Raw genomic sequence first — 23,117 nt, forward strand, 5'->3', positions numbered from 1 at the left:
ACCTGGAGTTCCTGCATGCAGCAGTTCGTATCCCCCAACACGCTCGACAACCCAGCGGTGCGCGCCGAGCTCGAAAAGCGCAAGGAATCGAAGCTCAAGGAGAAGCGACGCTACGCGGCGGCCTACGAACTGCTGCTGCAGCACTGCCCCTGGCGGGAGTTCGGCTACCGGCTGGGCCGCTGGGAGCGCGTCCAGACGTGGGAGTTCTGCGGGCTCCGACTCGTCGAATGGGAGAAGACGGATGTGCTGCAGCTGATCGACCTCGGCTCGGGGCGGGCGATCAACGAGATGTATCTGGATCCTCAGCAGCTCCCCTTCGGGAGTGGCGTGGAGCTGCCGCGGCCCACAGGGCGGGTCTGGCTGGCCGGGAGCCCGTTCTCCAAGGCGGTGCTGAGCCTGCACGGATCCGAGCTCGGCCTCTTCCAAGCTACGGCATCACACCTGCTGAGGGAGGACCCCGAGGAATTGGCACGCCAGCTCCTCTCCGGTCAGGAGCGCCTGCCGCGCGAGCCCTACCAGCAGGTAGACCGCTACGGGCGGTCCACCTGGCTGGCGGACTGCCCCGAGAAGCCGCGCAAGCAGGACGGGTTCACCTGGCGGTTCCGGGACATGGATCGGACGGACATCGGCAACATGCGGCAAGGAGGCTCCTGGCGCCGCGTGGGCCACTGACGCCCCGCCACGACAACGTCACACCAGCACCGAGACCGTATGGATCAGCAGCCCCGCGATCGCGCCGACCACCGTGCCGTTGATGCGGATGAACTGCAGGTCGCGCCCCACATTCGCCTCGATCTTGCGGGAGGCGTCGTTGGCGTCCCAGCCTGCGACCGTCTCCGAGATCAGCGAAGTGATCTCGGCGCGGTAGGTGTCGACGACGTACTCCGCCGCGTCCTCCAGCCAGCGGTCGACCTTGGCCTGCAACCGCTCGTCCGCGGCCAGACGGCCGCCGAAGCTCCGGATGCCGCTGCGCATGCGCACGCGCAGCTGGCTGTTCTCGTCCTCCGCCGCCTCCAGGACCATGCCGCGGACCGCGCTCCACGCCGAGGCGATCAGGTCCTGGACCTCGGGGCGGGCCAGCAGGTCGGCCTTGGCGCGCTCGATCCGGCCGATCGTCTCCGGGTCGTCGCGCAGTTCCTCCGCGAAGTCGGAGAGGAAACTGTCCACCGCGCCGCGCGCCGCGTGGCCGGGGTCGTCGCGGACCTCGGTGGCGAAGCGGAGCAGCTCCTTGTAGACGCGGACGCCGATCTGGTTGTCGATGAACTTGGGCGTCCAGCCCGGGGCCTCCTCGGAGATGGTCCGGACGACCTGCTCCCGGTGCTCGACCAGCCAGTCGTGGGCGCGGATCACGCACAGGTCGACCACCCCGCGGTGACCGCCCTCGTCCACGATGCGCGCCAGCATCCTCCCGAGCGGCTGGGCGATCGGCTGGGCGGAGGCGCGACGGGTGACCGCCTCACCGACCACCGCCTGGACGTCCTCGTCCCGCAGCACCGCCAGCGCGCCCCGCAGCGCGGCCGAGGCCTCGCGGGTGACCTTCTCCGCGCTGCCGGGCGCGGACAGCCAGAGCCCGACCCGCTTGCCGATGCCGAGCGCCGCGAGCCTGCCCCGGACCACCTCGACGGAGAGGAAGTTCTCCCCGACGAAGGTCCCGAGGCTGACGCCGAAGGCGTCCTTCTTGGTCGGGATGATCGCGGTGTGCGGGATCGGCAGGCCGAGCGGATGCTTGAACAGCGCCGTCACGGCGAACCAGTCCGCGAGCGCGCCGACCATGCCGGCCTCGGCGGCGGCCTGGACGTAGCCGGCCCACGAACCCGCCCCGGAGCGCAGCGCCCAGGTGGTCACGATGTAGATCACCGTCGCCACCACGAGGAACCCCGTGGCAATGGTCTTCATCCGCCGAACGCCACGCCGTTTCACCTCGTCGGAGGCGGTGTAGCGCACCGCACCGGCCCCGGCTGGCATACGGTCGGCTTGCGCGTCGGACGCGTCTTTCGGCTTCATCGGGAGCGTATCCACCCAGCAAGTGTCACCCGCCCGCCAGCAAAACGGTCGAACCGCCGGAGAGATCCACGATGTCGTCCAGCAGTTCCGTCACGCGACCCCACAGCGCGGCCCCTTCCACGGCCGGGCTCTCCGGCTACGGCGAGCGGTTCTCCGAGCCCACCGGCTACCTCGACTTCGGCCGCTTCGGACCGCCCTCAAAGGACGTGCTGGACATCACCCGGCGGCTGATGGAGCAGAGCGCCCGCGCCGGCTCGGACACCGTGGACGAGCTGATGCAGCAGGAACTGCGCGCCCGTCAGGCGGCGGCGCGGCTGCTGGGCGGCGTGCCGGTGGACGCGGTGGCGCTGCTGCCGAACGCGAGCACCGGGCTCTTCCACGCCGCGTTCGGGCTGCCGCACGGCACGGTGCTGGTGCCCGCCCGGGAGTTCCCGTCCAACGCCTACCCCTGGCTGCGGGCGGCCCGGCTGGGGCGGGTGCAGCCGGTCTCGCTGGAGCCGGACGCGTTCGGCCGGATCACGCCGGAGCTGATCCGGCAGGCGCTGACGCCCGAGACGGTGGCCGTCTCGGTCTCCGCGGTGGACTACCGCACCGGCTACCGCGCCGACCTGGCCGGCATCCGCGAGGTGATCGGCCCGGACCGACTGCTGATCGTCGACGCGATCCAGGGCATGGGCGTCGTCGACCTGCCGTGGTCGGCGGCGGACCTGCTGGTGACCGGCGGTCAGAAGTGGCTGCGCGCGGGCTGGTCGACGGGCTTCCTCTACGCCTCCGACCGTGCCCTGGAGCGGCTGGAGCCGACGCTGACCGGTTGGACGGGCGTGGTCGACGTCGGCGTCTTCGACAGCCAGGAGCACGCGGTGGCCCCGGGCGCCGGACGGTTCTCGCTCACCAACCTCAGCCCGGTCACGGCGGGCGCGCTGGCCGCCGCGGTGGAGCTGGTCGAGCATGCGGGCGTGGCGCGGATCCAGGCCCACATCGCCCAGCGCACCGCCGAGCTGATCGACACGGTCCGCAGCGCGGGCGGCGTCGTCCTCTCCCCCGAGGCGGAGCAGGAACGCGCGGGCATCGTCGCCTTCGCCATGCCGCGCACGCAGGCCCCGCTGGTCGGCGAACACCTGGCCAAGCACGGCGTGGTGGCCACCACCCGCCCCGACCAACTCCGGCTCTCCGCACACGCGTCCACGACCCTGCCCACCGTCGACCTGGTACACCGGGCGCTCACGTCCCTGCCGGTCTGAGGCGGCGGAGCGAAACGCCGGTGGGGCGCCGCACGTGATGTGCGACGCCCCACCGGTGACGCGACGGTCCGTCAGGAGTAAGTCTTCAGGCAGAGCACGAAGTTGTCACCGTACGACGTGTAGTTCTCCGTCGAGTCCGCCGGGCACGCGGTCGTGTCCGTCGTGTTGTTGAGACGCTGCTCGACCTGGTACAGGCCCGAGGCGCAGGTGACGATCTGCATGTCCGGGCTGGAGTTGGTGCCGTTGTTCTTCAGGCAGTCGCCCACCTGAGCGCTCTGGGCCGGGTCCGTGCCGACGCCCGTCGACGGGCTGTCGGTCGGGTTGTCGGTGGGACTGTCCGTCGGGGCGTCCGTCGGGTTGTCCGTGGCGGTCGCCGTCGGGGTGGTCACCGGCGGGACGTAGGTGGGGTCGCTGCTGCCGCTCGACAAGCCCACGATCACAGCGATCAGGAAGATGAGCACCACGAAGACCGGCATCAGGAAGCCCAGCGCCTGCGGGCGGTTCATCAGTGGCTTGCCCGGGTACATCGGCGGGCCGGGCGGGTTGGGCGCGGGCTCGGGCAGTGCCTTGATCTTGTTGTGAATCAGGAAGTTCCGGACCAGCGCAACTTGCGCGAAGATCCACGATCCGTAACCCCACCAGCCCTGCACCAACGTCTGGGCGGACATGTCGCGGATCGCCGCCGTACCGCAGGTCTTGCAGAACGGGCCGGGCAACCGCCGAAAGGACATGACGAAGAACATTCCGCGGTGCCCACGCACCGTGGCGTCGATCGCCGGGTAGCCGCCGCAGAACCGGCAGGTCAGCCCGTTCGGCGCGGGCGCGCCCATCGGCTGCGCGCCGTACATCCCGCCGGGGTCCATCCCCGGCTGCATGCCCGGCATCCCCGGCTGCATCCCGGGCTGTGCGCCCGGCTGCGGGTAGCCGTACGCGGGCGGGGCCGGGGGCATCGGCGCTCCGCCCTGCTGCGGGAAGGGCGGCGCCTGCTGCGGCGCGGCCGGCTGCGCGTAGGGGTTGGCCTGCGCCGGCACCTGCTCCCCGTACGGGTTGGGCTGGCCGCCGTACGGATTCGGCTGCGAGTACGGGCCGGGCGGCGGTGCGGACTGGTACGGGCCGGGCTGCCCGTACGGGTTGCCAGGGCCGGGCGGTTGCGGCGGAGTGGCCACGGGACTGTCCCCCATCGAACGGTCGGCATCGACGGAACGCGATGTCGGCTGACTCTCAAACATGCGGACTTTATCCGTTTCTTAGGGCCGCTGCAGGCCCCGCCCACCCGCTGTGGCTGAGTGCACAACATCTTCACTGCGCCGAGGGTTAGTTGTCCCGAAACGGGGGTGAGCCTGCCGTCAGGATCCGGCTACGACAGGCCCACCTCCTCAGTGCCTCACCCCGCGACCGGCTCCACCGCCCCCTCTCCCTCCCCCGCATACATCCGGGCGATCACGTCCTCGATCTCCGGCTCACGCACCGACAGGTCGCGCAGCTCGTAACGGCCCGCCAGGGCCGCGACCAGCGGAGCCGCGCTCGCCGCGGCCGGGAAGGCGAGCCACTGGCGGGCGCCCTCGACGCGCAGCACCCGCGTTCCCGGAAGCTCGATCGGCGGGACCTCCCGGTCCAGGTCGACGACGAGCGTGCGCTCGCTGCGGCCCTGGTCGTGGAGGCCGTCCAGGTCGCCGTCGTAGACGACCCGGCCGTGGTCGATCACCATCACGCGCGAGCACAACTGCTCGATGTCGGTGAGGTCGTGGGTGGTCAGCAGCACGGTCGTCCCCTGCTCCGCGTTGACCTGGGCGAGGAACTCGCGGACCCGGCGTTTGCTCACCACGTCCAGCCCGATGGTCGGTTCGTCGAGATAGAGCACCTCCGGCTGGTGCAGCAGCGCCGCCGCGATGTCGCCGCGCATCCGCTGGCCGAGCGAGAGCTGGCGCACGGGCACGTCCAACAGCTCGCCGAGTTCGAGCAGTTCGACGCAGCGGTCGAGATTGCGCCGGTAGACGGCGTCCGGGATCCGGTAGATGCGCCGGGCCAGCTCGTACGAGTCGCGCAGCGGCAGGTCCCACCACAGCGTGGTGCGCTGGCCGAAGACGACGCCCATCCGCTGGGCCAGGCGCACGCGTTCGCGCATCGGGTCGACGCCCGCGACCCGGAGTCGGCCGCCGCTGGGCAGCAGGATGCCGGTGAGCATCTTGATGGTGGTCGACTTCCCTGCGCCGTTCGGCCCGATGTAGCCGACCATCTCACCGCGCCGGACCTGGAAGTCCAGCCCGGCGACCGCGTCCACCCGGACCTTGGTGCGCCGGAACCGTCCGGTGCGGCGGCGCAGGGTGAAGCTCTTGGTCACGCCCTCGACCTCGATCAGCACCTCGTTCACGGCAATTCCCTTTCTGAATTAGTGAGATGACGAAGACTCAGACTCAACTTCCGGTGCTGCGATAGGCGCGAACCCCCGCCCGCCAGAGCAGCCCGGCGACGACGGCGCTGAGCAGTGCGGCGACCGGTGAGGCGAAGCGGAACCACCCGGGCAGTCCCAACGGATCGGGCCGGTCGAGCAGATAGAGCGCGGGCAGCCAGTTGACGAAGGCCAGCGGGACGCCGAAGACGGTGCAGCGGACCAGGTCCTTGGCGAAGACGGTCGGCGGATACTGAAGCATCGTCATACCGCCGTAGGTGAACGAGTTCTGGACCTCGGACGCGTCGGCCATGACGAATTGGAACGCCGCTCCGGCGACGAAGACCGAGCCGAAGATCACCGCCCCGCAGACCACCAGCGAGACGAAGACCAACACCTTGGCCGGCGTCCACTCCAGATCGAGGTGGCCGAGCGACCAGGTGAGGACGGTCCCCGCCTGCACGATCCGGCCGAGCCGCCGCAGCGCGAACCGGTCCGCGGCCTGCTGGGCCAGCGCGGGCACCGGCCGGACCAACGTGGTGTCCATGGAACCGTCGCGCACCCGCTCGCCGAGCTGGTCCATGCTGCCGACCAGCAGGTCGGCGAGGCCCAGCGTCAGCCCGGAGGTGCCGTAGAGGAAGGCGACCTGGGGCAGCGTCCAGCCGCCCAGCGCGCTGGTGTGCAGGAAGATCACGGCGATGACGACGAAGTCCATGCCGGACGCGGCCATGTTGCCGACCGTCGTCATCCAGAACGAGGCGGGGTAGGCGAGGGCCGCGCGGGTCCACATCGCGACGATCCAGCCGTAGCTGCGCAACGCGTGCCGGAGCTCCGTGGCGAACCCCGATGCCAGGCCCGAGGTCAGGCCCGATGCCTGGCCCGATGCCTGGCCTGATGTCAGGTCAGCCACCCTGGACCACCACCTTCCGCACGGCGCGGGCCTGGACCAGACGCCCGGCTCCGAGCAGCACGACCGCCCAGGCCGCCTGCACGCCGAGCGCCGCCGCCGTCCCAACGGCGTCGTAGCGCTGGAGGAAGACGTCGGCGGGGACCTGGAAGACGGAGACGAAGGGCAGCGCGCGGGCCAGCATCTCCAACGGAGCCGGGAAAAGGGTGATCGGCAGGAAGAAGCCGCCGAAGAAGTTGCAGGTCAGGTAGTAGATCATCTGCACTCCACGACCGTCGAGCAACCAGAAGGCGGTCAGCGCGACCAGGAAGCGCAACGCGTAACTGACCAGCAGCGCAAGGACGACGGAGACCGCGAAGGCCGCCCAGGTCGCCGCGGCCGGCAACGCGCCGCCCTGTGGCAGGCGCAGGTCGAAGCAGAGTCCGCCGATCAGCATCGGCGCCAGGCCGTTGGCGAGCAGCTGGTAGCCGCCCCGGCCCAGGTCGACGGCCAGCCACCAGGCCTGTTGGTCGACCGGGCGGAACAGGTCCACCGCGATGTCGCCCTTGGTGATCCGGGTCTGCAGGTCGTCCAACACTCCCATGCCGGCCATGCAGAGGAAGGCGAACAGGGCCTGGCCCAACCAGACGTAGGTGAGGGCGGCCGACAGGTCGTACCCGCCGAGGTGGGGGCGGACCCGCCAGAGGGCCAGGTAGGTGTAGGCGAGGATGAAGCCGAAGACGGTGTTGGTGATCACGCGCGCCCAGGTGGCGGCGCGGTAGGTGGAGTAGCGCCGGAAACCGCGTGCGCAGACTGCGGCGTACATCACACTCCTCTCTCAGCGGTCGAACAGATCAGTGGCGGTCAGGCCGGGGACCGGTGGCGGTCAGGCCAGGTGGGAGCGGCGGACTGTCGCGTGCATGCCCGTCAAAAGTCGACATGTCGGCGGCCATGGCGAGAGGTGGTCGCATTCGCGCGGGAACGCCGAAATGGCCCCGTTCGCCGACACCCGGGGGGTGCCACGAAGGGGCTCTCGCCAACGCTCTTCGGTTGTGGGTTCTGCTGCGGTGCAACCGACCCGCAGCGAGGGTTCGACGGACGGTCCGACGAGCGGACTTTCCTCGACCTCACTGTGACTCAGCTCTCACAGCGTAGCCGAGGCCCACGCAGGACTGTCACAGGCCCGCCACAAAACGCCCTCCGGCGTGATCTTTGTTCGCCACCGCACGATCGATCCGGCAGAGTAGTCAGGAATGCCACGATTCGGGCGTTTAATGATCAAGCGGGCGAGGCGGCGCGAGCGGCCTCGCCCCTGAGGTTCTGCAGGACAGCAGGTCCGGCAGGTCGAAGGCGAAGCGCAGGACGGCATGGGCAGGAGCGACAGAGGCATGGACCGCATGGACGATCCGGACAGCCTCGCCAACCCCATGGACCGCACCACGCTGGAGGCCGAGGACCGGGCTGAAGGAGGCGGCATGGGCGCCAGTGGGCGCGATCGACGGCGGGCGAAGAAGGCGGCTCGCAAGGCGCAGCGCAGGGCCATGCCCTGGTACCGCCGGGCGATCCCGACCTGGCGCATGTCCACCGTGGGCCTGCTCTGCCTGGTCGGCCTCGGCGTCGCCGCCTTCGTCGGCATCTACCTGCGGGTCGAGCCGCCGAACGCCAACGCCGCCGCCGTGGCGCAGGCCAACGTCTACTACTACGCCGACGGGAAGACGGAGATCGGGCAGACCGGTGACATGAACCGGATCATCGTCCCGCTCGACCAGATCTCGCCGGAGATGCAGCACGCCGCCGTCTCCGCGGAGGACCGCACCTTCTACACCAACCAGGGCGTCAGCCCCACCGGCATGCTCCGCGCCGCCTGGGACACCCTGAACGGCCGTGGCGTGCAGGGCGGTTCGACGATCACCCAGCAGTACGTGAAGAACTACTACCTGAACCAGCAGCAGACGGTCAGCCGCAAGCTCAAGGAGTTCTTCATCTCGCTCAAGGTCGACCAGACCGTAAGCAAGGGCGACATCCTCGCGGGCTACCTCAACACCTCCTACTTCGGCCGCAACGCCTACGGTGTCCAGGCCGCCGCGCAGGCCTACTACGGCATCAACGCCTCGCAGTTGAACGCCGAGCAGAGCGCCTACCTGGCCGCCCTGCTGCAGGCGCCCAGCGCGTACGACGTGGCCACCGCGACCCCGGCGGGCAAGCTGGCCGCGACGGACCGCTGGAACTACGTCCTCGACGGCATGGCCAAGCTCGGCTACCTGACGCCGCAGCAGCGCGCCCAGGCCGCGTTCCCGAAGGTCAAGCCGGTCGCCCCGGTCAAGGGCCTGTCGGGGCAGGCGGGTTACCTGATCGACACCGCCGACAACTACCTGGTCAGCAACAACGTCGTCACCAGGGACCAGCTGGCGCAGGGTGGTTGGAAGATCGTCACCACCTTCGACAAGAACGACCAGAAGAGCCTGGTCGGTTCGGTGCAGACCGAGCTCAGCAACTCGCTGCCGAACACCTCGAAGGCCAAGGACGTCCGCGCCGCGGCGGCCTCGGTCGACCCCGGCACGGGCAAGATCGTCGCTCTCTACGGCGGCCCGGACTACGCGTCCCAGCCGTACAACGACGCGCTGCGCACCGACATCCAGGTCGGCTCCACCTTCAAGGCCTTCGACCTGGCCGCGGCGCTGCAGAACCAGGCGGTCACCCAGTCCGGCCAGCCGATCACCCCGTACACCCTCTACGACGGCACCAGCGGCCGCCCGGTCCAGGGCCTGCCCTCGAACGTCGCCGCCTGGGCCCCGCCGAACGAGGACAATGTCAACTACGGTGAGATCAGCGTCCAGAACGCCATGGACAACTCGGTCAACTCGGTGTTCGCGCAGGTCGCGGCGGACGCGGGGTTGAACAACGTCCGCCAGGCCGCGATCGCCGCCGGCCTGCCGCCGGACACCCCGTCGATGAGCGCGAGCTCGGCGACGCTGGCGCTCGGCGTCGCCTCCCCCAACGCGATCCAGATGGCGGGCGCGTACGCGACCTTCGCCGCCCACGGCATGCAGATCACCCCGTGGGCGGTGCAGTCCATCTCCAACGCCAATCTCAACGAGAACCCGGGACTGCCGAGCCACACCGCGAAGCAGGCGTTCAGCCGCAACGTCGCCGACACGGTCACCCAGGTCCTCCAGGGTGTCATCCAGAACGGCACCGGCGCGAAGGCCCAGGCGCTGGGCCGCGACGCGGCGGGCAAGACGGGCACCACGGACAGCAACCTGTCCGCCTGGTTCGTCGGCTACACCCCGCAACTGTCCACGTCTGTCGGCCTGTTCGCCCAGGAGGGCGCGAGCAAGCGGATCTCGCTCGGCTCGGCGGCCGGCCTCAGCCGCGTCAACGGCGGCAGCTTCCCGACGGCGATCTGGACGGACTACATGACGGCGGCCCTGGCCAACCAGCCGGACCAGCCGTTCGACCTCCAGACCGGCACCTGGCTGACCCCGCCGACCCAGCAGCCGACGGCGACGCCGACCCCGACGACCACGGCCACCCCGGCCCCGACGGCCACGCCGTCCCCGGGCAACACCGGCACCCCCAACGGCGGCACGACGGGCGGCGGCACCACCCAGCCGAGCACCCCGTCCAACTCCCCGCCCTTCACCCCGCCGACGTCCATCCCCTCCACGGCCTCAACCCCTTCGGGCCCCCCGATCCCCACCCCGAGCGGCAGCCAGGGCGGCCGGGCCCAGGCACCGCTGGTGCCTTGAGGACTTCGTCGCAGCGGAGTCGCAGCACCTGCGGGGCGCGGGCCCCTGGCACGTGCATGGCTCATCACCTGCAAGAAGTTCAGCCCAGCGCCCGCTCGAAGAGCACGAGGCTCGTGCCCTCCCCGTTGTAGCCCTCCACCGGCCCCGCGGCCGTGAAGCCCAGCGCCTTGTGGAACGCGATCGACCCCTCGTTCCGCGGCGAGGTGACCGCGCGGACCACGCTGCGCCCTGCCTGCGTCGCGTACGCGAAGAACTCGCGGTAGAAGCGGCGCGCCAGGCCGGTCCCCCGCAGGGACGGGTCGACGCCGACGAAGTGGATGTACGCCTCCTCCGGCAGGGAGGGGGAGAGGAAAGCGACGAAGAACCCGGCCAGCCGGGCGTCGTCCGCTCCCTCCGCCACCTGGCTCGTGGCGTGGAAGTGGTCCAGGTAGAGCCGGGGCAGGGTGGCCTTGATCGGACGGCCCCACCACTCGTCCGCGACGGCGACGATCCGGTCGTAGTCCGCGGGTACTGCCTGACGCACAAAAACATCTGAGGGCATGGAGCCATCGTGCTCCATGCCCTCAGTACGATCAACGACGATCAGCCGAACTGTCGCCGCGTCCTGTCGCCTCCCGCCGCGGCGTGCTGTCGCCGCGTCAGAAGTTGATCATGTGTCCGGCCAGGCCGTGGATCGCTTCCTTGACCGCCTCGCCCAGCGTCGGGTGCGCGTGCACGTTGCGGGCGACCTCGGTGACCGTCAGGTCCCACTGCTGGGCCAGCGTCAGCTCCGGCAGGAGCTCGGTGACATCGGGGCCGATCAGGTGCGCGCCGAGCAGCTCGCCGTACTTGGCGTCAGCGATGATCTTGACGAAGCCGCCCGGCTCGCCGATGCCGTGCGCCTTGCCGTTGGCGGTGAACGGGAACTTGGCGACCTTCACGTCGTAGCCCTGCTCGCGCGCCTGCGCCTCGGTCCAGCCGAAGCTGGCGATCTGCGGCTGGCAGAAGGTGGCACGCGGGATCATCACGTACTCCAGCTCCATCGTCTCCTCGTCGGCGATGGTCTCCGCCGCGACGATGCCCATGGACTCCGCCGCGTGGGCCAGCATCAGCTTGGCCGTGACGTCGCCGATGGCGAAGATGTGCGGAACGCTGGTGCGGCAGCGCGCGTCGACGTCGATCGCGCCGCGCTCGGTCAGCTTCACGCCGGTGTTCTCCAGGCCGTAGCCGGTGACGCGCGGGGCGAAGCCGATCGCCTGGAGGACCTTGTCGGCCTCCAGCACCTTCTGCGAGCCGTCCTTGGTGGTGACCGTGACGCGGACCTTCTCGCCGCTGTCGTCGATCGAGTCGACCCGGGTCGAGGTCAGCACGTCGATGCCGAGCTTGCGGTAGCGCTTGGCCAGCTCCGCCGAGACGTCGGCGTCCTCGAGCGGGACCATCCGGTCCAGGAACTCGACGATGGTGACCTTGACGCCGTAGTTGTGCAGCACGTACGCGAACTCGACGCCGATCGCGCCGGCGCCCGCGATGATGATGCTCTCCGGCAGCGAGTCGCTGAGGATCTGCTCCTCGTAGGTGACCACGCGCGGGCTCAGCGAGGTGCCCGGCAGCAGCTTGGTGGTCGCGCCGGCGGCGATGATGCAGTGGTCGAAGGTGACCGTCTCGGTGCCGCCGTCGTTCAGGGCGACCTGCAGGGTGTTGGCGTCGACGAAGGTGCCGCGGCCCTGGAACTGCTTGATCTTGTTCTTCTTCATCAGGAAGTGGACGCCCTTGACCCGGCCGTCCGCGACCTGGCGGCTGCGCTCGAACGCCGCCTTGTAGTCGAAGCTGACCTTCCCCTCGACCCGGATGCCGAAGGTGTCCGCCTCCTGGGTGAACAGGTGCGCGAGTTCCGCGTTGCGCAGCAGCGCCTTGGAGGGGATGCAGCCCACGTTCAGGCAGACCCCGCCCCAGTACTTCTCCTCCACGATCGCCGTGGTCAGGCCCAGCTGCGCCGACCGGATCGCGGCCACGTAACCGCCGGGGCCTGCCCCCAGCACCACCACATCAAAGTGCTCACTCATGTCCCGGACTCTACGCCGTTCGCGGGGCCCTCACCTGGGCTGTGATCAGAGATACAGACCCGTGTTGCCGGTCCGTACCCCCACCGCCCCTCCGGCGGGCCGGCGCCCGCCGGAAAGGCAGTGGGGCGGCGTGTCGAATCAGGTCAGTCCTCGATCTCGATGCCCTGGCCGGACCCGTTGCTCGAGGTCACACCCTCGATGGTGCCCGCCGCCACGTTGGAGCACAGGAGAATGGAGCCGCCGGAGTACCTGACGTACCCCTCGGTGCACGCGCCCCAGTTCCCGTCGCCGTAGTAGAGCCAGCCCTCGTAGCTGACACCGACCTGGCCCGACCACAGGTTGAAGTCGTGGCAGGTGGTCGCGCTCGGCTTGGTGAACTCCGAGCCGCCGAAGAACTCGGGGAGACCGTGCTTGTTGGCACCCGACGTGCCCGTCGTGCCGTTCGCGAAGGCGCAGGCGGCCGCGGCCGGCTTGGCCACCGCCTCGGCCGGGGCGGCGGCCACGGCCGTCACTCCCGCGATCAGGCCGACGGCCGCTGAGCTGCGATTTCCCGGCGTCCCGTGACGAACTGACGGGACGGAGCCGAACCGCGAGGGGCTCTGGCTCGGCCGGAAGTTCGGCTGCAGGATCGGCGACAGCTTCGGCTAGAGGTACAGCCCGGTACTGCTGCCGTCCGCCTCGCTCACGCGCTCGGACGCGACCGCGTGGATGTCGCGCTCGCGGAGCAGCACGTAGAGCATGCCGCGCACCTCGACCTCGGCGCGGTCCTCCGGGTCGTAGAGGACCCGGTCGCCGGGCTCGATGCTGCGCACGTTCTGGCCCACGGCGACCGCCTCCGCCCAGGCGCATCGCTTGGAGAGCTCTGCGGTCGCCGGGATAAGGATGCCGCCGGTGGAACGACGATCCCCCTCCGGGCCCTCGGTGCGTACCAGGACCCGGTCGTGGAGCATCCGGATCGGCAGCTTCTCGCCGAAGGAGGAGTCGTGCTTCTTGCTCACAGTCCCGTCCGCCATCTCATCCGCGCTGATCTCTGCGTCGACTTCCGCGCTCACGCAGAGCTTCCGCGTTCACGCGGAAACCGTACAGGCAGCCGGAGGTTCCTTCGTTCGAAGGACTACTGCAGGACTACTTCTTCCGGCGCAGCAGCACCAGGCCGACCACGACCGCGGCACCGACCGCGGCCACCGGCACCACGCGCTCCTTGCGGAGCTGGCCCTTCTCGTCCACGAACTGCGCCTTCACCTGCTCGACGCCGCGGTTGAGCGTGACGAAGGCCTGGCCGACGGTGCGGTCCATGCTCGCCTTGACCGACTCCCGCGCCTGACCGATCAGCGTCGAGGGATGCACCGCGACGGCCAGCTCGTCGAGCGTCTCCGCCAGCTGGGCACGGGTGCGGACGATGTCCGCCTCGATCTGGGCAGCGCTGCGCCTGTCCCGGCTCTCGTCCCTGGTGCTGACCTCGCCCACGAGGACACCTCTCTCGCTCGCCTACCCGACTGTTACTCCTGACGGACAGTCTGTCAGGTCGCACCGCCTTGCGCGCAGCGGCACCCCGCTCCGGCTCAGGTATCGCCGGGGCCGGGCGGGCCGGGGCCGCGTCCCGGCCGGTCTCGACCGGTCCGCGTCGGTGCCAGGCGGTACCGTCGGCAGCATGAGTGCCCGACTTGAGCCCGGCGACACCGCCCCCGCCTTCACCCTGCCCGACGCCGACGGCAAGCCCGTCTCCCTCGCGGACCACCTCGGCCGCAAGGTCATCGTCTACTTCTACCCGGCCGCACTGACACCTGGGTGCACCAAGCAGGCCTGCGACTTCACCGACAACCTGGACGTGCTGGCCGAGGCCGGGTACGACGTCGTCGGCGTCTCCCCCGACAAGCCCGAGAAGCTGGCCAAGTTCCGCGAGAAGGAGCACCTCAAGGTCACCCTGGTGGCCGACCCCGAGAAGGAGGTGCTCCAGGCGTACGGGGCCTTCGGCGAGAAGACCATGTACGGCAAGACGGTGACCGGCGTGATCCGCTCCACCTTCGTCGTCGACGAGCAGGGCAAGATCGAGCACGCCTTCTACAACGTCCGGGCGACCGGCCACGTGGCCAAGCTGATCAAGGACCTGAAGGTCTGACAGCCCCCGTACGACATCAGCACGAAGCCCCCGCCGGACGCAGTGCGGCGGGGGCTTCGTGCTGATGTCGTACGGGCCGAGCGGTTACTGCATCGAGCTGGTCATCGCGTGGATCAGCGAGCCGGAGGAGTCGTCGCCCTCGAAGGAGAAGGCGAAGACGCCGCCCAGGCCGTTCGCGGTGGCGTAGGCGCCGCGTGCGGCGATGGCCTGCGGGGTGTCGCCGGTGTAGAAGTCACCGTTGCTGTAGATCCAGGAGCTCTGCGTGGTCGGGTCCCAGTGCACGGTGGCCCCTGTCGTCAGGCCCTGGGCCGCCAGCTCCTTCCAGTCGGCGATGCCCGCCTGCTGGGTGTAGGTCTGGACGGGGCTGGCCCCGGTCGCCGTCTGGTACAGGCCGTAGTTGCTGCCCGCCGGGACGCCGCTCCAGCCGCGGAAGTAGAACGGCACTCCGAGCACCAGCTTCGAGGCCGGGAACCCGCCGGTGATCCCGTAGGCCGGATCGCCGGTGGTGTACGCCTTGATCGTCTCGTCGATGTTGTACTTCTCCGTGCCCGGCGCGACCGGTGTGCTCGGGTCGTTCGGGCTGTCGTGCAGCGGGTCCTGGAAATTCGTCGGACCGGCGGTCTCCCAGGCACCGTGCATGTCGTAGGTCATCACGTCGCCGTAGTCCAGGTACTTCGAGATCGCGGCGGGCTGGATCAGCGCGATCTTGTCCTGGCCGGACGGCAGCGCCGCCGTCAGCAGGTAGTGCTTGCCCACCTGCGCGCCGTACGCGTCCAGCTCGCTGCGGAACTCGCCGAGCAGCGCGGTGTAGTTGGCGGTGTCGGCGGCCGAGTAGTGGTTGCCGGTGTGGCCGGCGGCCGACGCCGGGTACTCCCAGTCGATGTCGATGCCGTCGAACAGACCCGCCGCCGAGCCCGGACCGCCGGAGGCGTCCCCGGAGATGCCGGTCGGCAGGTTGCCCTTGATGAACATGTCGAGGCAGGACGAGACGAACTTCTTGCGCGACGCGTCCGTGGCGGCCACGTCGGAGAAGTACTTGGAGTACGTCCAGCCGCCGATGGAGAGGACGATCCGCAGGTTCGGGTACTTGGCCTTGAGCTCGCGCAGCTGGTTGAAGTTGCCCTTGATCGGCTGCGACCAGGCGTCGGACGAGCCGTCGACCGAGATGTCGCCGGTGTACGACTTCTGGTAGTCGGCGAAGGCGTCGCCCGCGCCGTCACCGGCGTTGGGGTCCGACTCGTTGGTCGAGTCCGAGGCCTTGACCGTCTCGAAGCAGGTCAGGTTGGTCGGGTCGATGTTCTCGAACGCGTAGGTCATGACCTTGAGGCCGGAGGCCGCGCCCGACGTGTCCACGTTCTTCGGGTAGTAGGCGTTGCCGTAGATCGACCACTGGTCGAAGTACGCCGACTTCATCGCACCCGTCGGCAGCGCACCCGTGGTCGCGGAGACCGCCGCGGACTGGGCGGAGGAGTGGCCGTCCTTGTCGTAGCCCTGGACGGTGAAGGTGTAGGCGGTGTTCGGCTGCAGCGAACTGACGGTGACCGAGCTGCCCATCGAGGTCGCGACCAGGTTGGCGCCGCTGTAGACGTAGTACGCCGGGGCGTCGCCGGTCTGCGAGTTGTCGGTGGAGGCGCTCCAGGAGAGCGTCACCGCGTTGCCGGTGACCTTGGCCGTGATCCCGCTCGGGGTGGTGACCAGCCCGTCCCCGCCGGGAGCGCCGCTGCCGGTGCTCGCAGAGGCCGACGCACTCGGGCTGGCCGAGGCGGACGCGCTGGCGCTCGGGCTCGCGCTCGCGCTCGCGGAGGACGACGGCGAGGCGCTGGCCGAAGGACTTGCCGACGCGGACGCACTCGCGGACGGGCTGGAGGTCCCGCCGCCGGAACCCGCCGGGCCGGTCAGCGTGAGGTCGTCGGCGTAGAACGTGCCCTCGCCGTACCAGCCGTGGGTGAAGACCTGCACCGAGGTGGTGGTCGCCCCGGTGGTGAACGAGGTCGACAGCTGACCGTAACTGCTGTTGGCCGGCGTCCAGGTGCTGGCGTTGACGCCGGTGCCGGTGGCGCCGAGGTAGACGTAGTCGCCCTGCACGAAGCCGGACAGCGTGTAGGTGGTGTTCGGCTGCACCGCGACGTTCTGAGTGCACTGCGCGTCGTCACCGGCCGAGGCCGCGCCCGCCAGCGCGTAACTACCGCTGTGGACAGGAGTGGTGACCACCGAGTCGAGCGTGGAACAGGTCCAGCCGCTCAGGCTGCCGGCCTCGAAGTCGCCGTTCGTCAGAAGACTGCTGGAGGCGGCGCTGGCGCCGGTGAATCCAGCAGCCACCGCAAAGGATCCGGCGACGAGCGCCGTCACCGTCGCCAGGGCGGTGCCGCGTTTCGTCCTCCGCTCCGGGGAGGACGGAACAGGCAGGGAACGCTGGTGCATGGAGCTACTCCGTGGGTCGTGGGGGTGAACCTGCGGTGCTTCTCGGTCATGCGGAGTGGTGCTTCCGCGACCACCCGTGCCGGGGTGTGGGGCCTCCCGGCACGGGTGGGATCTCGACGGCTGCTCTCCGGGCAGTTGAGCGCGGTCAGCCGTTGTACTGGGTGATGATCTTCGTGAAGTCGTACGGGTTCTGCGTCACGCTGGAGCACGCGCCGTCGGCCCAGTTGTGCACGACGCTCGGGTCGCAGGCACGGTCGCGGTTGATGTCCCAGTAGGAGAACGCCGCAGCGTGGTTGGCCTGCACGTAGCCGAGCAGGTCGGTGAAGGTCTGCTGGGTGTACAGCTCACTGGGCTGGTCGGTGTGACCGTTCATCAACTGCACGGACAGGTGCGCCCAGGCGGTCTGCGCGCTCCAGCCGTAGAGGGTCTCCAACTGGGCGGCCGTGTCCGAGGCGACGGTCTCGGCGGCAGCGGTCTGGGTACCGCCGTTCAGACCGAAGTCGAAGTCCATCAGGTTGACCCGGTCGATCCGCGCACCGTCGTTGATGGCCTGCTGGATCTCGTCCCTGCCGGTGTCGGGCAGGCCGACGGTGGTGGCCGGAATCGTCAGCGAGACGATCAGGTTGGGATCCTCGGACTCCAACTGCTTGATGGCGCCCCAGCGGACGGCCATGTTGGCGTCGAGCGCGGTGTTCTCCCAGTCCAGGTCGATCCGGGTCAGGTTGTACTTGCTGATCACGGACTGGTACGCGGCGGCGAGCGCGGACGCGCTGCCACAGCTGGAGCCCAGCTCCGTGCCGTTGTAGCCCCCGAACGAGACCGCGACGTCACCGCCCGCGGCCCGGATCGCGTTGACGTCCGCCAGCACGGCGGAGTCGGAGGAGACGGGGGTCGACGCGTTGCCGCCCCACGCCGGGGTGCAGCCGCCGGAGTCGAGGACGAAGGCCAGATTGAACTGGTTCTCCGAGGAGTTGGCGAGGATGTCGGAGATCGCCTGCGGCGAGTTGTCCAACGGCATGAAGTAGACGGGGTGGTGGAAACCCGTGTCCACGGGCGGCGGCGTCGCCGTGCTGCTCGGGGACGCACTGGCCGACGCGCTCGCGCTCGTAGACGCGGATGCGGATGCGGATGCGGACGCGGACGCGGACGCACTGGCGCTTGCACTCGGGGACGGACTCCCGGTCCCGCCGCCGGTCGGCGTCGGCCCGACCAGGGACATCGCGTCCGCGCCGAACGTCCCCTCGCCGTACCACCCGTGGACCCACACCGTCACCGACGTCGTGCTCGCGCCGGTGCTGAAGGTGGTCGACAGCGTCTGCCAACTCGGTGCGGAGGCCGTCCAGTTACTCGTATCTGTGGTACCGGTGCCGGTGTCGCCCAGGTAGACGTAGTCGCCCTCGACCTCACCGGAGAGGGTGTAGGTGGAGTTCGGCAGCACCGAGACGGTCTGCGAACACTGCGCGTCGTCCTGGCCGGTCGGTGTGCCCGACAGCGCGTAGGACCCTTGCGCGACAGGGGTGGTGACCACCTTGTCGTCGGCCGAGCAGGACCAGCCGGTCAGATCCCCGGTCTCGAACCCGCCGTTCACCAACAACTGCCCGGTCGCTGCGGCTTGAGCCGATCCCCCGGCCAACGCCAACCCGCCGACTGCCAGCAGCCCGGCGGTACATGTTGCAAGCAGTGCCTTCACTCGTGTGGGACGTCTGTCTTCCATACCTGCTGCCTCCGCGAGGGACGTCGTCTCGGGTCAACGGCTGCGCACGCAGATAAATTGGCCTGGACCATCGGCCAGCGTCAAGACCCCGTTTGGCAACGTGTCACTTAAGAGCGCTTAAGGTTCACCAAACAGGCAGCTCAGCGCCACCATGGCTCAAACTGGCCTAGTCCTATTGGTCTCAACCACATGGATGCCAAACGCCCCTTGGGCGTGTGACCCAGATCACTCACACGCAGCCGTGACGCGCACGTTCGATCCTCGTTTCTCCGTATGAGATCTGGATCCGATGCTGTGGGGGTGGACCATGTCGACGCGAGTGCTCTACACGCGCGAATGCCTGTCGGCGATCACTGCCGAGGGCGGCCAACTCGACGACATGCTGCGGCGCATGGGCAAGGACCCCAGCAGTCATGCACGGTGCTACCTACGCAAGCGGCTCGCCGAGTACGGTTTGCCCATCCCTTCGGACTCACGTTCCTGGACACACTCGCCGGAGCTGCTCACCGAGGCGGTGGCCGCCTCGCACAGCTATGCCGGGGTGCTACGTCATCTGAATCTGCGGCCGGCGGGAGGCACGCACGCGCATGTGGCCAGGCGAATCCGCGCCCTCGGGATCGACACAAGTCACTTCACGGGCATGGCTTACAACAAGGGTCGCTCCTGCCCGAAGAAGTTGTCCCCCGCCGAGGTCCTCGTCCGACGCCCTCCGAACTCCAGTCGCGTACGAGGCTGGAGGCTGCGGCAGGCACTGCACGAGCTGGGCCGCCCGGACCTCTGCGCTGCCTGCGGCATCGGCCCTGTCTGGCAAGGAAGGGCCCTCACCTTGGAGGTCGACCACATCAATGGCGACTGGGCCGACAACCGACCGGAGAACCTCCGCATCCTCTGCCCGAACTGCCACGCCACAACAGACACCTACTGCGGCCGGAACCACAGCCGGAACCGGCTCCCGATCCCCCGTGACGCCGCAGGGCGATAGGGTGGTCCTGCTGCGCCTGTATCCCAGTTGGCTAGAGGACGCCGGTTTAGGTCCGGTGTGTCGTGGGTTCGAGTCCCACCGGGCGCACGGAGAAGAGGGCTGCCACCGACACCAGTCGGCGGTAGCCCTCTCGTCATCGCCGGCGTCAGCCCAGCAGCTCCCGGACCACCGGGACCAGGGCGCGGAACGCCTCGCCGCGGTGGCTGATCGCGTTCTTCTGGTCCGGCGTCAACTCCGCGCAGGTGACCGTGTATCCGTCCGGCTGGAGGATCGGGTCGTAGCCGAAGCCGAACTCCCCCACGGGCGCGAAGCGCAGCGTGCCGCGGAGACGGCCGATGACCACGCGCTCCTCGCCGCCCGGCAGGGCCAGGGCCGCCGCGCAGGCGAAGTGGGCGGCGCGGTGGGGGGTGTCGATGTCGGAGAGCTGGGCGAGCAGCAGCTCCAGGTTGGCGGTGTCGTCGCCGTGCTTCCCCGCCCAGCGGGCCGAGAAGATGCCCGGCGCGCCGCCGAGGACGTCGACGCAGAGGCCGGAGTCGTCCGCGACCGCAGGCAGACCGGTGGCGCGCGCCAGCGCGTGCGCCTTGAGCAGGGCGTTCTCCGCGAAGGTCACGCCTGTCTCGCGGACGTCCGGCACCTCGGGGTACGCGTCCGCGCCGACCAGGTCGACGTCGAGTCCGGCCGCGCCGAGGATCGCGTGCAGCTCGCCGACCTTGTGGGCGTTGCGCGTGGCCAGGACCAGGCGCTGCCGTTCTACCGCCGCCATCTCAGCCCTCCAGTGCCTTGCGCTGGATCGCGTCCAGCTCCGAGCAGGCCAGCTGGCCGAGGTCGAGCAGCTGGTTGAGCAGGTCGCGGTCGAAGGGCGCGCCCTCGGCCGTCCCCTGGACCTCGACGAAGCGGCCGTCGCCGGTGCAGACGATGTTCATGTCGGTCTCGGCGCGGACGTCCTCCTCGTAGCAGAGGTCGGTCAGCGGCTTGCCGTCGACGATGCCGACGCTCACGGCGGAGACCGCGCCCACGATCGGCTCGGCCTTGGCCCGGGTGATCTTCTTCGCCTGGGCCCAGCGCACGGCGTCGACCAGCGCGACGTAGGCGCCGGTGATGGCGGCGGTCCGGGTGCCGCCGTCGGCCTGGAGGACGTCGCAGTCCAGGGCGATGGTGTTCTCCGACAGCGCGCGCAGGTCGATCACGCCGCGCAGCGAACGGCCGATCAGACGGCTGATCTCGTGGGTGCGACCGCCGATCTTGCCGCGCACGGACTCGCGGTCGCTGCGGGTGTTGGTGGACCGGGGCAGCATCGCGTACTCGGCGGTGACCCAGCCCTCGCCGCTGCCGCGCCGCCAGCGCGGGACGCCCTCGGTGACGCTGGCGGTGCAGAGCACCTTGGTGTCGCCGAAGGAGACGAGGACAGAACCCTCGGCGTGCTTGCTCCATCCGCGTTCGATGGTGATGGGACGGAGCTGTTCGGGGCTGCGGCCGTCGATGCGAGTCATGTCCCCGACCCTACCGAAACCGCGCGGAACGGACTCGACCGGACGGCCCGAGCGGCAGCCCCGAGCGGCAGGTCCGAGCGGCGGGTACGCCGACGGCCCGCGCAGGCGGGGCGCGGGCCGTCGGCGGCGGCCTGACGGGCGTTCCGTCAGTTCGTCACGCAGTCCGTCACATCATGTCCTCGATTTCGCCGGCGATCGGGTCGGCGTCAGTGCCGATGACGACCTGGATCGCGGTACCCATCTTGACCACCCCGTGGGCGCCTGCGGCCTTCAGCGCGGCCTCGTCGACCATGGAGGCGTCGTGAACCTCGGTGCGCAGGCGGGTGATGCAGCCCTCGACCTCTTCGATGTTGTCGATGCCGCCCAGTCCCGCAACGATCTTCTCAGCCTTGCTGGCCATGGTTTCTCCTGTTCTAGGCCGGGATATCCAGTTTTAGGGCAGGCGTCGTGAGATGTCACGTTAACGCACTAATGGCCCAACTTCGCAAGCAAAGATCGCCAAGCGCCCCGAGGATGTGCACAACGGGCACGCCTCACACCCAACTGGTCTACACCACTTGCGGGCACGGACCAAACGCGGACGGACCGTCAGCCGCGCACGACTCAGACCACCAGAGCGCCGGAACACGAGAGCACCACAGCACCACAGGACGGGACCGGGGGGACGAGGGGGACCCGACTCGACCCACGACGACGAGGGAGAAGAGTCGAGCATGAGCACGGCGCAGGCCACCGCAGGGTCGTCCGCCTTCCAGAGTCTTTACAGCGGCATGCAGAAGATGGGGCGCAGCCTCCAGCTGCCCGTCGCCGTCCTGCCCGCCGCCGGGATCCTGAACCGGCTGGGCCAGGACGACGTCTTCGGCAAGACCGGCCTGGGCTGGGACAACGTCGCGAAGGTCTGCGCCGCCGCCGGTGGTGGGCTGCTCAACGCCTACATCGGCCTGCCGCTGCTCTTCTGCATCGGTGTCGCGATCGGCATGGCCAAGAAGGCGGACGGTTCGACCGCGCTCGCCGCCGTCGCCGGGTTCCTCGTCTACCGGTTCGTCCTGGACGCCTTCCCGGCCAAGGACGCGCTCAGCCATCCGCAGTTTCCCGGCCAGAACCCGGGCGTGCTGGGTGGCATCATGGTCGGCCTGACTGCCGCGTATCTGTGGCAGCGCTTCCACCGCACCAAGCTGGTCGACTGGCTCGGCTTCTTCAACGGCCGCCGTCTCGTCCCGATCCTGATGTCCGGCGTCGGCACCCTGCTCGGCGTCGTCTTCGTCAACCTGTGGCCGCCGATCGGCTCCGGCCTCAACAGCTTCAGCAACTGGCTGACCCGCCTCGGCTGACTGGGCTCGGGCCTCTTCGGGTTCACCAACCGGCTGCTGCTGCCGATCGGCATGCACCAGCTGATCAACACCTACGTCTGGTTCCAGTACGGGACCTGGCGCTACCAGGGCCAGACCTACCAGGGTGACATCCCGCGCTTCCTGCACCACGACCCGAGCGCGGGCATCTTCATGACCGGCTTCTTCCCGATCATGATGTTCGCCCTCCCCGCCGCCGCCCTGGCGATGGCGCACTGCGCCAAGCCGAGTCGGCGCAAGGAGGTGATGGGCATGATGATCTCGGTCGGCCTGACCTCCCTCGTCACCGGCGTCACCGAGCCGATCGAGTTCTCCTTCTGCTACATCGCGCCGGCGCTCTACGTCCTCCACGCGCTGCTGACCGGTTGCTCGATGGCGATCACCTGGGCGCTCGGCGTCCACGACGGCTTCAGCTTCTCGGCGGGTCTGATCGACTACCTGATCAACTTCAACCTGGCCACCAAACCGCTGATCATCCTGCCCGTGGGTGGGGTCTTCGCTGTGGTCTACTACGCCGTCTTCCGGTTCGCGATCACCAAGTTCGACCTCAAGACCCCCGGGCGCGAGGACGACGCCGACGAGCTCGAGGACGCGATCACCAAGTAGCGGATCGTGAGGTTCCGGAACATCACAACTCCGAAACGGAGGATTCCGGGGCGGGGTAAAACCGTGTTAAGAATGGTCTACACCACAGAGGTCTACACCTCTATGGTGTAGACCATTCTTGTCAC

Annotated in this window: 20 protein-coding genes, 1 tRNA gene and 1 pseudogene; 7 read left to right on the top strand and 15 right to left on the bottom strand. The window is 69.3% G+C overall.

Annotation, left to right across the window (positions count from 1 at the left end; genetic code table 11):
• Positions 1–15 precede the first annotated feature (15 nt).
• Positions 16–672, top strand: coding sequence for a hypothetical protein (locus tag ABH928_RS18785; protein ID WP_370067803.1), 657 nt, complete (start codon positions 16–18; stop codon positions 670–672).
• Between the two features lie 18 nt (positions 673–690).
• Here ABH928_RS18785 and ABH928_RS18790 read toward each other — a convergent pair whose 3' ends face one another.
• Entirely contained in the window at positions 691–2,004 is a 1,314-nt protein-coding gene (locus ABH928_RS18790; protein ID WP_370067960.1) for a DUF445 domain-containing protein, read from the bottom strand.
• A gap of 71 nt (positions 2,005–2,075) precedes the next feature.
• On the opposite strand from ABH928_RS18790, the gene ABH928_RS18795 reads away from it, so the two are divergent.
• The gene (locus ABH928_RS18795) at positions 2,076–3,245 is read left to right on the top strand and encodes an aminotransferase class V-fold PLP-dependent enzyme (RefSeq protein WP_370067805.1); all 1,170 of its coding nucleotides are present in this window, start codon (positions 2,076–2,078) and stop codon (positions 3,243–3,245) included.
• Between the two features lie 71 nt (positions 3,246–3,316).
• Here the strand turns inward: ABH928_RS18795 and ABH928_RS18800 are convergent, their stop codons facing one another.
• The 4 genes from ABH928_RS18800 to ABH928_RS18815 all read right to left on the bottom strand — a co-directional run bounded on the left by ABH928_RS18800 (position 3,317) and on the right by ABH928_RS18815 (position 7,346).
• Positions 3,317–4,411 carry a hypothetical protein gene (locus ABH928_RS18800; protein ID WP_370067807.1) on the bottom strand — a complete coding sequence of 365 codons (1,095 nt, stop codon included), beginning with the start codon at positions 4,409–4,411 and terminating at the stop codon, positions 3,317–3,319.
• Positions 4,412–4,629: 218 nt separating this feature from the next.
• A complete protein-coding gene (locus tag ABH928_RS18805) occupies positions 4,630–5,622 on the bottom strand; it encodes an ATP-binding cassette domain-containing protein (RefSeq protein WP_370067962.1) in 993 nt (330 codons plus the stop codon).
• Between the two features lie 37 nt (positions 5,623–5,659).
• Positions 5,660–6,499, bottom strand: coding sequence for an ABC transporter permease (locus tag ABH928_RS18810; RefSeq protein WP_370067964.1), 840 nt, complete (start codon positions 6,497–6,499; stop codon positions 5,660–5,662).
• A 37-nt stretch (positions 6,500–6,536) separates the two neighbouring features.
• Positions 6,537–7,346, bottom strand: coding sequence for an ABC transporter permease (locus tag ABH928_RS18815; RefSeq protein ID WP_370067809.1), 810 nt, complete (start codon positions 7,344–7,346; stop codon positions 6,537–6,539).
• 562 nt (positions 7,347–7,908) lie between these two features.
• On the opposite strand from ABH928_RS18815, the gene ABH928_RS18820 reads away from it, so the two are divergent.
• Entirely contained in the window at positions 7,909–10,269 is a 2,361-nt protein-coding gene (locus ABH928_RS18820; RefSeq protein ID WP_370067811.1) for a transglycosylase domain-containing protein, read from the top strand.
• Between the two features lie 79 nt (positions 10,270–10,348).
• On the opposite strand, the gene ABH928_RS18825 is transcribed toward ABH928_RS18820, so the two are convergent.
• The 5 genes from ABH928_RS18825 to ABH928_RS18845 form a co-directional block, all read right to left on the bottom strand.
• On the bottom strand, positions 10,349–10,810 hold the full coding sequence (locus ABH928_RS18825) for an N-acetyltransferase family protein (protein ID WP_370067813.1): 462 nt from the start codon (positions 10,808–10,810) through the stop codon (positions 10,349–10,351).
• Between the two features lie 97 nt (positions 10,811–10,907).
• Positions 10,908–12,311 (bottom strand): dihydrolipoyl dehydrogenase, encoded by a 1,404-nt coding sequence (gene lpdA, locus ABH928_RS18830; protein WP_370067815.1) that lies wholly within the window; start codon positions 12,309–12,311, stop codon positions 10,908–10,910.
• Between the two features lie 143 nt (positions 12,312–12,454).
• On the bottom strand, positions 12,455–12,814 hold the full coding sequence (locus ABH928_RS18835; RefSeq protein WP_370067817.1) for a hypothetical protein: 360 nt from the start codon (positions 12,812–12,814) through the stop codon (positions 12,455–12,457).
• Positions 12,815–12,955: 141 nt separating this feature from the next.
• The gene (locus ABH928_RS18840; protein ID WP_370067966.1) at positions 12,956–13,324 is read right to left on the bottom strand and encodes a co-chaperone GroES; all 369 of its coding nucleotides are present in this window, start codon (positions 13,322–13,324) and stop codon (positions 12,956–12,958) included.
• 112 nt (positions 13,325–13,436) lie between these two features.
• A complete protein-coding gene (locus ABH928_RS18845; protein ID WP_370067819.1) occupies positions 13,437–13,778 on the bottom strand; it encodes a DUF3618 domain-containing protein in 342 nt (113 codons plus the stop codon).
• A gap of 184 nt (positions 13,779–13,962) precedes the next feature.
• Here ABH928_RS18845 and bcp point away from each other — a divergent pair, with 184 nt between their 5' ends.
• Positions 13,963–14,430, top strand: a complete 468-nt coding sequence (bcp, locus tag ABH928_RS18850; protein ID WP_370067821.1) for a thioredoxin-dependent thiol peroxidase — start codon at positions 13,963–13,965, stop codon at positions 14,428–14,430.
• Between the two features lie 84 nt (positions 14,431–14,514).
• On the opposite strand, the gene ABH928_RS18855 is transcribed toward bcp, so the two are convergent.
• Both ABH928_RS18855 and ABH928_RS18860 read right to left on the bottom strand, forming a co-directional pair.
• On the bottom strand, positions 14,515–16,851 hold the full coding sequence (locus tag ABH928_RS18855; RefSeq protein ID WP_370067824.1) for a glycosyl hydrolase family 18 protein: 2,337 nt from the start codon (positions 16,849–16,851) through the stop codon (positions 14,515–14,517).
• A 145-nt stretch (positions 16,852–16,996) separates the two neighbouring features.
• Entirely contained in the window at positions 16,997–18,565 is a 1,569-nt protein-coding gene (locus ABH928_RS18860; RefSeq protein WP_370067826.1) for a carbohydrate binding domain-containing protein, read from the bottom strand.
• A gap of 319 nt (positions 18,566–18,884) precedes the next feature.
• Here ABH928_RS18860 and ABH928_RS18865 point away from each other — a divergent pair, with 319 nt between their 5' ends.
• Together ABH928_RS18865 and ABH928_RS18870 are read left to right on the top strand one after the other, a co-directional pair.
• Positions 18,885–19,547: an HNH endonuclease signature motif containing protein gene (locus tag ABH928_RS18865; protein WP_370067829.1), complete on the top strand. Its 663-nt coding sequence runs from the start codon at positions 18,885–18,887 to the stop codon at positions 19,545–19,547.
• 12 nt (positions 19,548–19,559) lie between these two features.
• Positions 19,560–19,634, top strand: a tRNA-Leu gene (locus ABH928_RS18870).
• Between the two features lie 58 nt (positions 19,635–19,692).
• Here the strand turns inward: ABH928_RS18870 and rdgB are convergent.
• The 3 genes from rdgB to ABH928_RS18885 form a co-directional block, all read right to left on the bottom strand.
• The gene (gene rdgB, locus ABH928_RS18875) at positions 19,693–20,310 is read right to left on the bottom strand and encodes an RdgB/HAM1 family non-canonical purine NTP pyrophosphatase (protein WP_370067832.1); all 618 of its coding nucleotides are present in this window, start codon (positions 20,308–20,310) and stop codon (positions 19,693–19,695) included.
• 1 nt (position 20,311) lies between these two features.
• Positions 20,312–21,037, bottom strand: coding sequence for a ribonuclease PH (rph, locus tag ABH928_RS18880; RefSeq protein ID WP_370067834.1), 726 nt, complete (start codon positions 21,035–21,037; stop codon positions 20,312–20,314).
• Positions 21,038–21,203: 166 nt separating this feature from the next.
• Positions 21,204–21,437 (bottom strand): glucose PTS transporter subunit EIIB, encoded by a 234-nt coding sequence (locus tag ABH928_RS18885; RefSeq protein ID WP_370067837.1) that lies wholly within the window; start codon positions 21,435–21,437, stop codon positions 21,204–21,206.
• A gap of 313 nt (positions 21,438–21,750) precedes the next feature.
• Here ABH928_RS18885 and ABH928_RS18890 point away from each other — a divergent pair.
• Positions 21,751–22,992 (top strand): annotated as a pseudogene (locus tag ABH928_RS18890) (PTS transporter subunit EIIC).
• Positions 22,993–23,117 lie beyond the last annotated feature (125 nt).

The organism is Streptacidiphilus sp. MAP5-3 (assembly GCF_041262505.1).
Lineage (GTDB): Bacteria > Actinomycetota > Actinomycetes > Streptomycetales > Streptomycetaceae > Streptacidiphilus.